The 14,060-nt window shown below is 68.7% G+C and carries 16 protein-coding genes; 5 read left to right on the forward strand and 11 right to left on the reverse strand.

Going from position 1 to position 14,060, the window contains the following annotated elements; all coding sequences use genetic code 11:
• Positions 1 to 53 precede the first annotated feature (53 nt).
• The 4 genes from V1351_RS15830 (at position 54) to V1351_RS15845 (ending at position 3,613) form a co-directional block, all read left to right on the forward strand.
• Positions 54 to 671 (forward strand): PadR family transcriptional regulator, encoded by a 618-nt coding sequence (locus V1351_RS15830; RefSeq protein WP_338749325.1) that lies wholly within the window; start codon positions 54 to 56, stop codon positions 669 to 671.
• On the forward strand, positions 668 to 1,759 hold the full coding sequence (locus V1351_RS15835) for an inositol-3-phosphate synthase (protein WP_338749327.1): 1,092 nt from the start codon (positions 668 to 670) through the stop codon (positions 1,757 to 1,759). The genes V1351_RS15830 and V1351_RS15835 overlap by 4 nt, the downstream gene beginning before the upstream one ends.
• Before the next feature lie 109 nt (positions 1,760 to 1,868).
• Positions 1,869 to 2,999, forward strand: a complete 1,131-nt coding sequence (locus V1351_RS15840) for an OmpA family protein (RefSeq protein WP_338749329.1) — start codon at positions 1,869 to 1,871, stop codon at positions 2,997 to 2,999.
• Complete coding sequence (locus V1351_RS15845) at positions 2,999 to 3,613, forward strand: hypothetical protein (RefSeq protein ID WP_338749331.1); 615 nt, start codon at positions 2,999 to 3,001, stop codon at positions 3,611 to 3,613. Before V1351_RS15840 ends, V1351_RS15845 begins: the two co-directional genes overlap by 1 nt.
• 12 nt (positions 3,614 to 3,625) lie before the next feature.
• On the opposite strand, the gene V1351_RS15850 is transcribed toward V1351_RS15845, so the two are convergent.
• From V1351_RS15850 to V1351_RS15900, 11 genes are all read right to left on the reverse strand, one after another.
• Positions 3,626 to 4,258, reverse strand: a complete 633-nt coding sequence (locus V1351_RS15850; protein ID WP_338749333.1) for a pilus assembly protein TadG-related protein — start codon at positions 4,256 to 4,258, stop codon at positions 3,626 to 3,628.
• Between the two features lie 202 nt (positions 4,259 to 4,460).
• Complete coding sequence (locus V1351_RS15855) at positions 4,461 to 4,670, reverse strand: hypothetical protein (RefSeq protein ID WP_338749335.1); 210 nt, start codon at positions 4,668 to 4,670, stop codon at positions 4,461 to 4,463.
• A gap of 165 nt (positions 4,671 to 4,835) precedes the next feature.
• Positions 4,836 to 5,495 (reverse strand): response regulator transcription factor, encoded by a 660-nt coding sequence (locus V1351_RS15860; protein ID WP_338749337.1) that lies wholly within the window; start codon positions 5,493 to 5,495, stop codon positions 4,836 to 4,838.
• The gene (locus V1351_RS15865; protein WP_338749339.1) at positions 5,492 to 6,661 is read right to left on the reverse strand and encodes a sensor histidine kinase; all 1,170 of its coding nucleotides are present in this window, start codon (positions 6,659 to 6,661) and stop codon (positions 5,492 to 5,494) included. The genes V1351_RS15860 and V1351_RS15865 overlap by 4 nt, the downstream gene beginning before the upstream one ends.
• Entirely contained in the window at positions 6,654 to 7,562 is a 909-nt protein-coding gene (locus V1351_RS15870) for a type II secretion system F family protein (RefSeq protein ID WP_338749341.1), read from the reverse strand. Before V1351_RS15870 ends, V1351_RS15865 begins: the two co-directional genes overlap by 8 nt.
• On the reverse strand, positions 7,562 to 8,482 hold the full coding sequence (locus V1351_RS15875; protein WP_338749343.1) for a type II secretion system F family protein: 921 nt from the start codon (positions 8,480 to 8,482) through the stop codon (positions 7,562 to 7,564). The genes V1351_RS15870 and V1351_RS15875 overlap by 1 nt, the downstream gene beginning before the upstream one ends.
• Entirely contained in the window at positions 8,479 to 9,834 is a 1,356-nt protein-coding gene (locus V1351_RS15880; RefSeq protein ID WP_338749345.1) for a CpaF family protein, read from the reverse strand. Before V1351_RS15880 ends, V1351_RS15875 begins: the two co-directional genes overlap by 4 nt.
• Complete coding sequence (locus tag V1351_RS15885; protein WP_338749347.1) at positions 9,831 to 10,175, reverse strand: TadE/TadG family type IV pilus assembly protein; 345 nt, start codon at positions 10,173 to 10,175, stop codon at positions 9,831 to 9,833. Before V1351_RS15885 ends, V1351_RS15880 begins: the two co-directional genes overlap by 4 nt.
• Positions 10,172 to 11,875, reverse strand: coding sequence for a P-loop NTPase (locus tag V1351_RS15890; protein WP_338749349.1), 1,704 nt, complete (start codon positions 11,873 to 11,875; stop codon positions 10,172 to 10,174). The genes V1351_RS15885 and V1351_RS15890 overlap by 4 nt, the downstream gene beginning before the upstream one ends.
• Positions 11,872 to 12,603: a Flp pilus assembly protein CpaB gene (cpaB, locus tag V1351_RS15895; protein ID WP_338749351.1), complete on the reverse strand. Its 732-nt coding sequence runs from the start codon at positions 12,601 to 12,603 to the stop codon at positions 11,872 to 11,874. The genes V1351_RS15890 and cpaB overlap by 4 nt, the downstream gene beginning before the upstream one ends.
• The gene (locus V1351_RS15900) at positions 12,600 to 13,385 is read right to left on the reverse strand and encodes a hypothetical protein (RefSeq protein ID WP_338749353.1); all 786 of its coding nucleotides are present in this window, start codon (positions 13,383 to 13,385) and stop codon (positions 12,600 to 12,602) included. The genes cpaB and V1351_RS15900 overlap by 4 nt, the downstream gene beginning before the upstream one ends.
• Positions 13,386 to 13,496: 111 nt before the next feature.
• Between V1351_RS15900 and V1351_RS15905 the strand changes: the two genes are divergently transcribed.
• Positions 13,497 to 14,057 (forward strand): hypothetical protein, encoded by a 561-nt coding sequence (locus V1351_RS15905; protein ID WP_338749355.1) that lies wholly within the window; start codon positions 13,497 to 13,499, stop codon positions 14,055 to 14,057.
• Positions 14,058 to 14,060: the final 3 nt, after the last annotated feature.

The raw sequence follows: 14,060 nt of genomic DNA on the forward strand, positions 1-14,060 counted from the left end.
CATGTACTCGTGCCCGACATATCCATTCGATACATCGCGTAGGATGCTCTCTCGTGCGCCGCCGAGAAATGCTCGAGTTCGCCGTGCTGGGCCTGCTCCACGAGAGCCCGCTGCACGGCTACGAGCTCCGCCGACGCCTCAACTCCCGACTCGGTCCCTTCCGTGCCCTCTCCTTCGGCACCCTCTACCCCTGCCTGGCCGGGCTCCAGGGCAGAGGTCTCGTCAGTGGCGAGCACGACGAGGCCACCACCGGCCGGCGTCAGCGGATCACGTACACGCTCACCGACGAGGGCCGTGCGGTCTTCGCCGCCATCGCCGACCGCAGCGACCCGGGCAGCTGGGAGGACGACGCCTTCGACGTCCGGGTGGCCTTCTTCGCCCGGACCGAGCGCGAGGTCCGGCTGCGCATCCTCGAGGGCCGGCGCGCCCGGCTGGCCGAGAGGCTGGCCGCCATGCGCAGCGACCACCCGGTCGGCGAGCGCGCGGACCGCTGGACCGACGCCCTTCGCACCCACGGTGAGGACTCGACCGAGCGCGCCCTGGCCTGGATCGAGGACCTCATCGAGACGGAGCGGCAGGCTCCCCGGGTGCGCCCGGGCAGCCTGACCGACCCCGGCCACCCCGCTTTCAACCCACCACGGACCCAGCCCCCCACCAAGGAGAACCCATGAGTTCCATCCGCGTCGGCATCGTCGGTGTCGGCAACTGCGCCAGTTCACTCGTGCAGGGCGTCGAGTACTACCGCGATGCCGCTGCCGGCGACACGATCCCCGGCCTGATGCACGTGACCTTCGGTGACTACCACGTGTCCGACGTGCAGTTCGTCACGGCCTTCGACGTCGACGACAAGAAGGTCGGCAAGGACCTGTCCGAGGCGATCAACGCCTCGGAGAACAACACCATCAAGATCTGCGACGTCCCCACCACGGGCGTCGAGGTGCAGCGCGGCCACACCCTCGACGGGATCGGCAAGTACTACGCGGAGACCATCGACGAGTCCCCCGCCGCCCCTGTCGACGTCGTGCAGGCGCTCAGGGACGCCGAGGTCGACGTGCTCGTCTCCTACCTCCCGGTGGGGTCGGAGGAGGCCGACAAGTTCTACGCGCAGTGCGCCATCGACGCCGGAGTCGCCTTCGTCAACGCCCTGCCGGTCTTCATCGCCTCCGACCCGGAGTGGGCCAGGAAGTTCCAGGACGCTGGTGTGCCGATCATCGGTGACGACATCAAGAGCCAGGTCGGCGCCACGATCACCCACCGCGTCATGGCCAAGCTCTTCGAGCAGCGCGGCGTCGCCCTCGACCGCACGTACCAGCTCAACGTCGGCGGCAACATGGACTTCAAGAACATGCTCGAGCGCGAGCGCCTGGAGTCGAAGAAGGTCTCCAAGACCCAGGCCGTCACCTCCAACCTCGAAGGGTCGCTCGCCGGCAAGAAGGACGACCGCAACGTCCACATCGGCCCCTCGGACTACGTCGCCTGGCTCGACGACCGCAAGTGGGCCTACGTCCGCCTGGAGGGTCGCGCCTTCGGCGACGCCCCGATCAACCTCGAGTACAAGCTCGAGGTCTGGGACTCCCCCAACAGCGCAGGCATCATCATCGACGCCATCCGGGCGGCCAAGATCGCCAAGGACCGCGGTATCGGCGGCGCCCTGCTGTCGGCGAGCTCCTACCTGATGAAGTCGCCGCCCGAGCAGCGCGAGGACACCGAGGGCCGCCGCCGCCTGGAGGCCTTCATCGCCGGCGACGAGCCCCGCTGAGCTCACCGTGGCGAAGGGGGTCGGTCCGGTGCGTCCGGGCCGACCCGGGCCACTGCTGCGCGGAGCGGTCGATGGGACAAGTCACAGTCGTTTTCGTACAGTTGGGCGCATGACCGCGTTGAGCAGGGGACGGCCACACCGCACGTCGACCAGAGGTGTGGTGAGCGCGGCCTCCGCGGCCGCGCTCGTGCTGTCCGGGCCGGCGTTCGCGACGCCCGCCCACGCCGAGGACGAGCTGCCGGTCCTCGGGCAGGTGAAGGCGGTCTCGTACGACGACACGCCGGAGACCACCCTCGACGTGCTCATCAGCGTCCACGGAGTGCGCCGTGTCGATGGCGCGACCATGGTCTACTACTCCGCCGGCTACACCCCCGAGTCGACTCCGGGCTCCGACCGGCAGACGCTGACCCACGCCTTCGGGTTCGAGTCGACGATCTCTCCTCTCCACGGGCGCGGAGAGAGGTTCGGCGACGTCGCCGTCCTCGACGTGCAGAGCGGGAAGGCCTACACGACCCTCTACAGCGGGGCGGACATGAGCGATCTCGGCGCCTCCGACTGCGTCTGCTTGTCCTGGACCAGTGCCCTCCCGGACGAGCCGGAGCCGGGCACGGCCTACGTCGGCGCGGCGGCCGTGCCGCCGATCCCTGACGACGTGGATCACGTCTCGCTCCGGGTACTCGGGCACTTCGTCACGAACGTGCCGGTCGAGGACGGGCCGATGCAGCCGGAGATCGAGCCGGAGGAGCCGATCGCCGTCGGGATGGGGTGGCCCGAGGTCGACACCGAAGCGATCGACGCCGTCGCTGACCCCGCGCAGTTCGTGCTGCCGCTGACCACCCACTCGGTGACCGAGGACTCCGCGATCAGCGAGCGCGAGGGTGCGGACTCCCGCTCGCTCGATTTGTCCGCCGACGTCCTCTTCGCCTTCGACAAGGCAAGTCTGACGGGCAAGGCCAAGCAGGAGATCCGCACCGCGGCCGACCGGATCAAGGAGACCGACGTCAGCGGCACCATCACGGTCACCGGCCACACCGACTCCGAAGGCGCCGAGGACTACAACCAGAAGCTGTCGGAACGGCGCGCCGAGTCGGTGGCCAAGGCCCTCACGCCGATGCTCCCCTCCGGGGTCAAGCTGACCACCGAGGGCAAGGGCGAGAGCGAGCCCATCGCCAGCAACGAGACCGACGCGGGAATGGACCTCAACCGTCGTGTGACGATCACCCTCCCGGAAGCCACGTGATGACCCGTACCACCACACTCGCCGCCGCTGCTGCGGCCACCCTCGTCGCCGTGACCGTGTCGGCCTGCACCGGCGACTCCTCGACCGACCCCACCAGCAGCTCGAGCGACACCAACTCCAGCCAGAGCGACAGCTCCTCGGCCACTCCCGTGGACCGCAGCGATGCGGTGTTCGACGCGTACGACGGGACGACGGTCCTCGGCTCGACCACCGGCACGGTCAATCTCGGCGTCGGTTCCGGCGACCCTGAGGTCGCAGGCGAGGAGGTCACCTTCGAGGTCACCGGCGTCACCGCCTCGCAGGAGGCGACCGTTCTGCACTACCAGCTCGTCGCGGACGAGAGGGTCGACTTCAGGGTCAGGGGCGAGTTCTGGGAGCAGCAGCCCTCCCTGCGGGTCCCCGGCTCGGACGAACGCATGCAGTCGGTGACCGCTGCCCTCCCCCCGCACGGCAGCGACAAGGGGTTGGAGGTCTGCGCCTGCACGGCGATCTACACCACCTTGACCGAACCCCAGCCGCAGGAGGTCGTCTACCCACCCCTGCCCGAGGGCACGAAGAAGATCGACGTCATCCTCCAGGAGCTCGATCCGGTGACCGTTCCGGTCACCCGGTAGGACGCACGGGCCTCATCCCGCCAGGGCGGGCTCGAGGCCAAGGTCCGTGATCAGGGACGCGTCGACGCTGAAGTCCAGACCCCAACCGTCGTCCTCGTTCCACTCCCAGAGAACGGGGATGTCCAGACCACCGCACTGAAGGGTGTCGGACACGTCATCGACAGGTGGCGGAGTGCTCGTCGACGACGTGGACGATGACGGTGACGACGAAGGACTCGTCGACGTCGAGGTCGAGGGGGCCGGCGGCTCCTGGGACGGGTTGCACGCGCTGAACGGCATGCCCAGCTTCGCATCGGCCGACCGCCGCTCACGCTGCCCCGACTCGAGGACGGCCTTGCTCTCCACGGTGACCCGGATCCGGTCCTGGGCCGGGCTGTAGCTGTAGGAGACCAGGGTGGCGTCGTTGCGGCCGGCGAAGTCCTGCGCGTTGGCCTGCCCCAGGCTGCCGGGAATCGCCTGCCCGTTCACGAGCGCCGAGACGATCTGCCCCGGAGCGTCATCGACGATGGACTCGGCGCCGGCCAGTGCGGCGGCATCGGCGGCAGCCTGCAGACCCGACGCCTCATCCGTCGCCTTGCTCAGTCGAGTGGCGAACAGCAGGGCGAAGCCGAGCAGCAGGATCGACACGACGATGATGATCGACATCGCCGCAGCTCCTGATTCGCACTGACGTCCACCAGCGCGCGGCCGTTGGTCCTGACCACCCCTCGCTCGCATGGGTACATCCTCTCGGCTCGTTCTCCATCCGCAAGTCGGGCCCCGACCTGCGACAAGGGCCGGGGTGCACAGCGCACCCCGGCCCTACCTCAGGCGGTCCCGGAACCAGCGTCCCCGGGCCGCCCTCGGATCACTTGTCCAGGATCTCGTTGACGGAGTCGGTCACGGCGCCCGCGACGTCTGCGTCGTTGATGACCGTGATGACGGCACCGACGATGATGGCAGCGACGATGAGCATGCCGACGTACTCCAGCGCGCTCGCGCCGCGCTCACGGTCCGACAGGCGCTGCGACAGCGTGTGCTGGACGACGATGAACTTGGCTGCGACCTTGTGCGTCATGATGATTCTCCTTGGATCGAGACTGTGGGGTGGTTCCCCGGCCCCCTGAGACCGAGGAACCTTCGTCCGCGTGAACAAGAGAGACATTACGGTCGGTTCCATCGGGCCGGCAGGGCCCTCGGACCCGTCCTCGGGCCCAAGATCTCCTTGGGCCCGTAGGCCCAGTCAGCTGCGCAGCCAGTAGACGATGGCCTCGGCCCGCGACTCGACACCCAGCTCGGCGAAGATGGCGTTGATGTGGTTCTTCACGGTCTTCTCCGCCAGGAAGAGCTCTGCGGCGATCTGCTGGTTCGATCGGCCCTTCGCCACCAGCTCCATGACTTCGACCTGACGCGGGCTCAGCGCCGTTGTCGTCTCTGCTGCGTCGTCCGTGCCCGCGGCCGGGGACGACGCAGCGCCCTGGGAGCTGGCCGCGCCGCCACGCAGCACGGCCAGGGCAGGGCCCGAGAAGGCTCCGGCGCCGGCGGCGCACTGTCGGATCATCGCTGCGAGGAACTGTGCATCGAAGGTCCCGTGGACAAGGTACCCACTCGCGCCCCGGCGCAGCGCGTCCTGGATGACATGGCTCTCGTCGGTGAACGTCATCATGATCACGGTCGCCCTCTCGGCGAGCTCGGTGATGACCGACACCCCGTCTCGCTTGGGCATCCGGACGTCGAGGAGCACCACGTCCGGCCGCGTCTCGGCCATGAGGGCGAGCGCTTCGTCACCATCGCCTGCCTCCCCGACGACGTGGAGGTCTGCCTCCGTCGACAGCAGTGCCTGCAGCCCCATGCGGACGACCGGGCTGTCGTCGACCACCAGAACCCGAAGTCTCGTGCTCACGCCTCGATCAGCCCTTCCCTGTGGATGTTCAGCATGACACTCGTCCCCTGGCCCGGAGCGGACGCCACCTCGACCAGTCCACCGATGCGCGCCATCCGCTCCCGGATGCCGGAGACCCCGTGGTGCCCGGCACGGGCAGCGGCACCCAAGGCGGTGTCGGTCATGCCGACACCGTCGTCAACCACCGTCAGAAGCAGCCTGTCCGGGCTCGGGCTCTCCAAGGAGAGGGCGACCCGGCACGGGCCCGCGTGGCGGTGCACGTTGTCCAGGGCCTCGGTGACGCAGTGCACGAGTTCGTACCGCACGGCCTCGTCCTCGGTGTCAAGATCCTGCCGCACGGTCAGCTCGATCTCTCGACCGGTGGTGGACTGCCAGGCCATGGCCACCTCGGCGACTGCCGAGGACAGGCTCTGGTCGGAGGACCGCTCACGGAGGGAGGACATGATCTGACGCATCTGGTGCACGGCCTGACCGGCCATGACCTGCAGCTCGTGGGCGCGTTCCCGGGCGTCCGGGGGGTTCTTCTCCACCAGCGAGGGAAGGGCAGCACTGGTCATGACGATCCCCTGCAGCGACTTCGCCATCGAGTCGTGGATCTCGCGTGCGATCGCCGTGCGCTCACTCGCCGCCGCTGCGCTGGCGATCGCGTCCCGGACAGCCCCCTGCGCACGACGCTCCCCCTCGACCGCGCGGGCGATGACAAGCCCCAGCAGCCACAGGACGACGAAGACGAAGGGGACGATGGCGGTGACCACGAAGTCCCGGAAGGTCCCTGTCGTCAGCAACGAGAGGATGTAGAGGGCCAGCAGGCAGATGATGACGATGCCTCCTGCGATGCGATCAACCCACAGCCCCAGCAGCAGGGCGGTCGGCAACAGCACGAGCACCAGGGGGGAGTCGACCCCGGTGAAGGCCACAGCCGTCGCCATGAGGGCGAGGTCGACGAGTGCCAGGCTCGGATGCTTGCTCACCATCCGCAGGTACTCCGGGCGCGCCAGGCCGACATAGGACGTCAGGCCAGCGGCCACGACCCCGATGAGGATCGCGGGCGTCAGCTCCCGTCCCACGACGAGGGCCAGTGCAGCGAGCAGTCCGACCAGACGGACGACGAAGGCCGTCTGGGTGACACTCGCCAGCAGGCGTGGCGGGGTGTGGACGTCAGCCACCGAGCAACGACCCCAACTGCGCGCCGCCGACCGCCACGTACATGCCACCGACGATGAGGATGATCGTCGCCGGCACCATGACGGCCGTGACCACCATCGTCACGCGTGGCTCCATCCGGGCCGCGAGCTGGCGCATCCGCTGTGCAGCCGCCTTGCGCATCTCCCCGGCGATCTGGTTGAGGGTGTCGACGAGGGGGGCGCCCAGCTCCTCGGACTGCAGGTAGGCGGTGACGAACTCGTCCATCGCCGCGGAGTCCGTGCGCTGCCGCAACGAGGTGAACGCCGACCGGACGGTGGCTCCGTTGTTGATCTGGTGGAGCACCGTCATGATCTCCTCGCCCACCGGGCCCTCGAAGCGCTGGGACACCGTCCCCAGGGCCGAACGGAATCCGACCCCGGCACTGACCGTGACCGCGAGGACGTCGAGGAAGTCCGGCAGGTCCCGGTCGATCTGCTCCCGGCGCTTGCGAGCCAGGCCGGAGAGCCGCGCCAGGGGCAGGACGACCACGGCGGCAAGGGCCAGCAGGACCTGGACGACGTTGGCCTGGACGACGGCGATGACCACCACGGGGGTGAGGATGATGATCCAGCGGGAGGCATTCGACAGCAGGGAGTCGACGCTCATCCCGTTGGGCCGACCGGCCACGTCGACCTGGTGCTGCAACCAGCGGATGACCCGCGGAGGAAGGATCGTCCGCAACCTCGACCCCAGGGCCGACGCCATCCGCTGGAAGGCGCTCTCTCCCTCGCTCCTCCTGCGTTCCTCTGCGCGCAGGAGGACGAAGTCCTCGGCCAGCAGGTGCTCGGAGGGGTCCGACCGCAACAGGTGGTAGCCACGGAAGACGAGGACGACGACCAGGAGGGCGACCAGTCCGGGGATGGCTCCGATCAGAAGGCTCATCACTCGACCTTCGTCATGCGTCGGATGATGAGCACGCCCGTGGCGAACAGCACGCCGGCGGTGACGAGGACGATCTGACCGACGATCTCCGTCGTCATCTTCTGGACCGTGCCCCCTTCGATGATGTTGAGCAGGAGGAGGATGGCGAAGCCGATGAGGACCATCATGTTGGACGTCGCCACGGACTGCGACAGCACCGTCTGCACCTCGCGGCGGGTCTCCTTGCGTTGGTCCAGGGCTGCCGCGATGTCACGCAGCGCGGACACCAAGGACCCGCCCGAGCGGGCCGAGACGATCAACGTGGAGATCAGGACGTTGCTCTCCCGGGTCCCGACGCGATCCTTCAACTCCGCCAGGGCCGAGTCGAGCGACGCACCGAACTTCATGGCATTGGCGACCCGCCCGAGCTCGGTGCGAGCAGGTTCGGTGAGCTCGTCACCCGCGATCGCGACGGCCGTCGGTAGGGACAAGCCGGCATAGCTCGCGTTCGCGAGGACCCGCGCCAACTCGGGCAGCTGCGCGGTGAACTTCTCCCGGCGCCGTTGCTGTTCTCGCTGGAGGTACCACCGCAGGGCGAAGTACCCGACGACGACACCGAGGAGCGCCAGGGTCGGGGCCACGAAGTTCCACAGAACGTAGGTGACCACGATGCCCACGCCCACGGCACCGCCGAGGACGAGCACCGGGCGCAGGGCCACGCCGGCGACGTCCAACTCGTTCTTCAACCAGCCCCCCAGCCGGGTTCGCGCCAGCCGTCGGTCCAGCACTTCGATCAGGGGCGCGTCGTCCGACAGTCGGGTGCTCTCGGCCCTGAGCACCGCCCGACGACGTTCGGCAGACAACTCGACGAGCTCCCGGACACCGAAGACGACGAGCAGGGCGGCAACGACTGAACCACCCACGATCACCAGGACCGTCATGTCGCGGTCCCGGACCCCGACGCTTCGCTGGGGGGCCCGCCCCCGAAGGGCGTCGTGTCGATGTTCCCGTAGCGGAGACGCTCGAGGAACTCCTCGGGGATCTCGTGCTGGACGAAGAGACCAGCCGACCCGTCGGGATTCTGTCCCCGGGCGTCGAAGGTCGTCAGCGGGATGAGGTTGAACTCCTCCTGTCGGCGGCTGGCGACATAGCAGATCTCTGTGACCCGCCGGCTTCCGTCCCTCTGGCGACCGAGCTGGACGATGACGTCGATCGCGGAGTTCGTCTGCGAACGCAGGGCGTGGAAGGGAACGTCGACCTCACTCATCGCCGCCAAGGTCTCCAGGCGGGCGAGTGCATCGTCGGTGGAGTTGGCGTGCACCGTCGTCAGGGATCCGTCGTGACCGGTGTTCATCGCCTGGAGCATGTCCAGCGCCTCCCCACCGCGGCACTCACCGACGATGATGCGATCCGGACGCATGCGAAGGGAGTTGCGCACCAGGTCACGGATCGTCACCTGCCCACGTCCCTCGACGTTCGGCGGGCGGGTCTCGAGCCTGATCGTGTGCGGCTGGTCCAGGCTGAGCTCGGCTGCGTCCTCGATCGTGACGATCCGCTCGTGCCGCGGGATGAAGGAGGACAGGGCATTGAGCAAGGTCGTCTTGCCGGAACCGGTGCCGCCGGAGACGACGACGTTGAGGCGGGCGGTGACACACGCTTGGAGCAGCGCGGCAGAGCGCTCGTCGAGACTGTGGTGCTCGCGAATGAGCGTCTGCAGGCTCAGGGCGCGCGGGAACAGACGGATCGTGACGGTCGGGCCATTGAGCGCAAGCGGTGGGAGCACGACATTGACGCGCGCGCCGCGGGGCATCCTGCTGTCCGCGGGCAGGCGGGCATCGGCCATCGGGCTCGACTCGTCGACACGACGGTTGACCGTGGACACGATCCGATCGATCGTCTGGAGCAGCTGCTCCTCGCTGCTGAAGGGCGCCGGCCAGCGCTCCAGACGGCCGGCACGCTCGACGAAGATCGTGTCGTGACCGTTGATCATGACCTCGCTGACTTCCGGGTCGGCGAGGATCGGCTCGAGGACACCCAGACCCACGGCCTCGTCGACGACGCGGCGGATGAGCTGGTTGCGCTCGCTCGCGGAGACGACGACGCCCTCGCGGGAGACGAGGTGGGCGATGACGCGCTCGAGACGCGCTCGACGTTGGTTCGCGTCGAGCTGGTTCAGCTCGTGGAGGTCGACCTCCTCGAGCAGCAGCCGGCGGAAGAAGGCGACCTGGGACTCGTCCTCGGTCGCCTGCCCGACGGGGCTGTCGCCGGCGAAGGAGGTGTACGAGCGGCTCACGGGATCACCGGCATCTCGACCGAGCGCGTGACGGAACCGAGCGAGAACGGCAAGACCGTCGGGATCTCGACCTCGACGGTGTACTGATAGCCGTCTCCTGCGGTCAGGGTCCCGTGGGACGTCCTGGGCTCGAGCGTGCCGCCAAGGGACTCCTGCACGGCGGTCTTGGGGTTGCCACCCGTGGCCTCCGCACGAGCGCCGGCCCGAGCCGCCTCCCCCGTCTCCACGACGGTCCATCCGACGACCCCGACCTGGAGCGCGATCATCGCCGACAACAGCAGGACGGGCAGCGTCCCGGCGACCTCGAGCGCTGCGGCTCCCCGCTCACGGCGCACGGTCATGGCTCCATCACCACCCCTTCGGTCACGGTCAGTTCCTGGGGTAGGCCGGGGACGTCGAAGGAGACCGGGATGTCCATGCGCACGGTGACGGTGTCGCCGTGCGCACTGACGTCGACGCCCGAGCCGAAGGGCTCCGGAACCGAGTTGCGCGCCTCGGTCCGAGCGGCGCCCTCATCGCTGCTGATGGCCCACTCCCGGGTGGCGGCCCCACTCGCGTGCCCGGTGTAGATGAAGGTCAGCCCGGTGACCGCGAGCTGCCAGCCGAGGACGGCGAGGATGAGGGCCAGCGGGATCATGGCAGCGTTCTCGAGGGCCACGGCGCCCCGCTCCCGCACGGCCGCCCCCGGCGAACGCGGCACGGGAACGGTCGACTCCGCTGCCGGGGACGCGGCGACCGCAGCCCCCTTCGCTGCTCCGCCGTGCCCGGACCCGTCCTCGGTGGACCTGCTCGTGGCCTTCGACTGCGCCGCCTGCTCGTTCTTGCGTTCTTTGCCTCGTCGGCGGCGCACCCGCGGCGGCGCCGGCGGCGGTGCGGCAGCGGACGTGCCGGCCTTGCCCGACAGGCCCAGGTCGCAGCGAATCGCACGGATCAGACGCCACCAACCCGCCTCGGTGACCGAGCGCGGGTCACGATCGTTGATCGCCTGCTCGAGCACCCTCGGGCTCAGGGGGATCGTGGTGTCGAGGACACTCGCAGTCGTCAGCTTCCCCACTGCCGAGCTCGGGAAGAGGCTGGCCTTGTCGACCTGGTTGACGAGGATCATGCACGACGCCTCGTCAGTGACACCCAGCGCCTCCCAGGCCTGCATCCGCTTGCGCATCGCCCGCACGGCGAGGACGTCCGCGGTCGTCACCACGAGAGTCATGCCGACTGCCTCGACGACCGCGGCCTGAGTCGGCGAGACGTGCCCGCCACCGTCGACCACGACGAGGTCGAAGTCCCGACGCAGCAACTCGATGATCGCCCGCAGTGCATCCGGGGTGACGTACTCCGCCTCCCGGACGTCCACCGGCGCGAGCATCATGTACAGCCCGGTCTCGTGGTGGACCAGGGCATCCCGAACGGTCTGCGCCGTCATGTCGTCCGACACCCGGGCGACATTGGCGATCGACACCGCCTGTCGGACCTCGAGAAGCGCGCTGACATCGCCCTTCTCCACGTCCGCGTCGACGACGCAGACGCGCGCGTCCGGACTCTCCATGAGGTGGTCGAGGGCCAGGTGGGTGGCGACGGTCGTCGTGCCCACCCCTCCCTTCGCACCGACCACGGCCAACACCTTGCCCCGGCGGCTGGTGGTGACCTCCATGCCCTCGAGCACGGAGCGCATGGAGTTGGACCACCCGACCGCCGTGTCGAGGTGTGTGGCCACGTCCTCGTAGGCGAAGGGGTAGCCGATCACCCCCCGAGCGCCGGCGGACATGGCCTGGATCGTCTTCTCCGGCGTCCGGAGCGCCGAGATGACCAGAACCGATGTCCCGGGGGAACGGCGACTCAGCTCGCCCACGATGACACTCGTGGGGTGCGGACCGAGGTTCTCGTCGACGAGGACAACCAACGGGTTCGCCCGACGTGTTCGCTCCAGGAGCGCGTCCGTGGTCTCGGTGATCGCCTCGACCTGGTAGTCCCCCTGCTCGTCGAGGATGCCCGAGAGGTCCGAGGCCAGGTTGGGATCCGGAGTTCCGATGATGACGCTGGTCATTTGTTCTGCCCTTCGGTCACGGCCTTGCCCCCGAGATCATCGGCATCGAACTCCTCCACGTCGCTCTCACGGTCAACACCGACGTCGCTCGGCAACGCCACCAGACGCACCTCGTCGGCGAAAGCGGCCGCATAGGTCACGGCCATGGACTTCTCCGGCGACAACGCCAGGGTGACCGGGATGACCGACTGCTCGGTCAACCCGCCCTGGGTCGTCTTGGTGACCGTCTGCTTGCCTGCGATGGAGACGACCCGCACATCCTTGTCGATGAGCTTGACGCTCGCCGGCAGACCGGGAACGTCGCCGAACACCGCGATGATGTCGACACGGTCGCCGGGTCGCACACGCCCGGCGACGCCGGTGACCGAGTTGACATTGATCGCGATCTCACGCTCGTCGCGGTCGAGACTGGAGCTGGGAATGAGCATGTCCGAACTGACCGTGCTCCCGGAGTTGACCCGGAAACCGATCCGCCGCCCCTGCAGGTCACTCATGCTCAGGACGGAGGACTCCGCTGCCCAGCGTGCGGGCACCTCGACCGGCTCGATGTTCTTGGCGCTCAGCGGCGTGTAGGGATCGATGGCCTCCATGGCGCGATAGACCGTCACCCTGGACCCGACCTGGCTGTTCACCGACGCCACGTAACCAGTGACGACGAAGAAGGTGGCGACGGCGACGAGCGCGGCGATGATGATCATCACCAGTCCTCGGCGTTGACGGGGGTTCACGCAGTCTCCTGGGAGTCGTGGTCGAGTCGGGCACGGCAGAACGGGCACACCCGGCCGGACACGGTGAGTGAGCAGACGGGGCAGGAATGAGTGGGCAGGGCGTCATCACGACCGAGACGCACGTACTCGACCCCGGGGGACCCGTACCGCGCAGCGGTCGAGCCCACCGCAGGCAGCGTGTCCCCCTCCGCCCCGAAGATCTCGGTGAGGACCTCCCTGGCCATGGGGTCACCGGTCTCCTCACTGACGAAGTGGCCGGCATGCTCCGCGATCGCCCCGGAGGCTGCGGCCGAGGCGACGACCAGGGGCTCGGGGCTCATCGCCGCGATGTACCCGCGCCCGCCGGGCAGCATGGAGCGCAGGTGCTGGGTGAACTTCGGCTGCGGAGCCCGCAGCCTGTGGACCCGGCGCAACCACACGCCCGCGTGGGTCGTTTCGAGCATCGACTGCAGCTGGGCGACCACCTCGGTCGAGTCGGCACGACTCTCCAGGGCGGTCATGCCGCACGCTGCCAGCGCCAGGAGGGGCACCTCGCGCTCTAGCACGCTGAAGGCGACCTGCGGGTACTGTCCAGCAGCGATGGTGGTCTGCAGCTTGGCCTGCGAGTGCGTCTCCGGTCGGGTCAACACGACCACATGCGTGGCCGAGGAGACCTGAGTCCAGCCGCTCAACGCGACGGGGTCGTCTGCGGCGACGACGACGAGCGGGACGTCCTCCCGCACCCACGTGCGCACGGACTCCTCTGACTGCGTCCCGTCGACGACGGCGACCGCGAGTCGCATACAACCCCCTGATCCAGCGCAAGCGCCCACCCGGCGCCAACTCGTCAACCGGAACCCTGCCAAATAGTAGATGATGTGCGGGATCTGACAACTCGAAGGGGACTTTCGACCATGGCGAGGAGACGGACCATCCGTCGACGCACCAGTCTCGACCGCGCGCACCGCACGGGCACGACGCTCAGCTCCGTGCTCTTCCTGGTGGCTCTGATCTCGATCGGTGTCGGTTCGTACGCCTGGCAGCTGGATCGCAATCCGCCGACCCGTGTGGTCGCGGACGACCCGGTCCCGCTGGGCGGGACGCCGCTTTTCGATCCGGGAGTCACCCTCTTCGTCCATGAGGGTGGGCTCGAGGGCTCGCGACCGGACCAGTGGGGCTGCGCGCTGTCGACGTCGGACGGACGGCGCACCCTGAACGAGCCCGGCGATGTCGAGCGCACGGGCACGCGGGTGCAAGAGGGACAGGCCCTCGTGCCGGCCCTGGTCATCGGCAAGACCTCCGGCGGGGACCGGTTGTCGTGCACCCGCCTGCCGACCGGGGTGGCGGTCTGGTCGTTGCCGACCGAGGCCGGCTATCCCCGGATCCCGATGGCGCTCGTCGTGGGTGGCGTCGCCCTGGCGGGTACTGGCGCACTCATCCATCCCCGGTCCCGGGGACTGACCCCCTTCGCCTGACCA

This window comes from Janibacter sp. A1S7 (assembly GCF_037198315.1).
GTDB classification, from domain to species: Bacteria; Actinomycetota; Actinomycetes; order Actinomycetales; family Dermatophilaceae; genus Janibacter; species Janibacter alittae.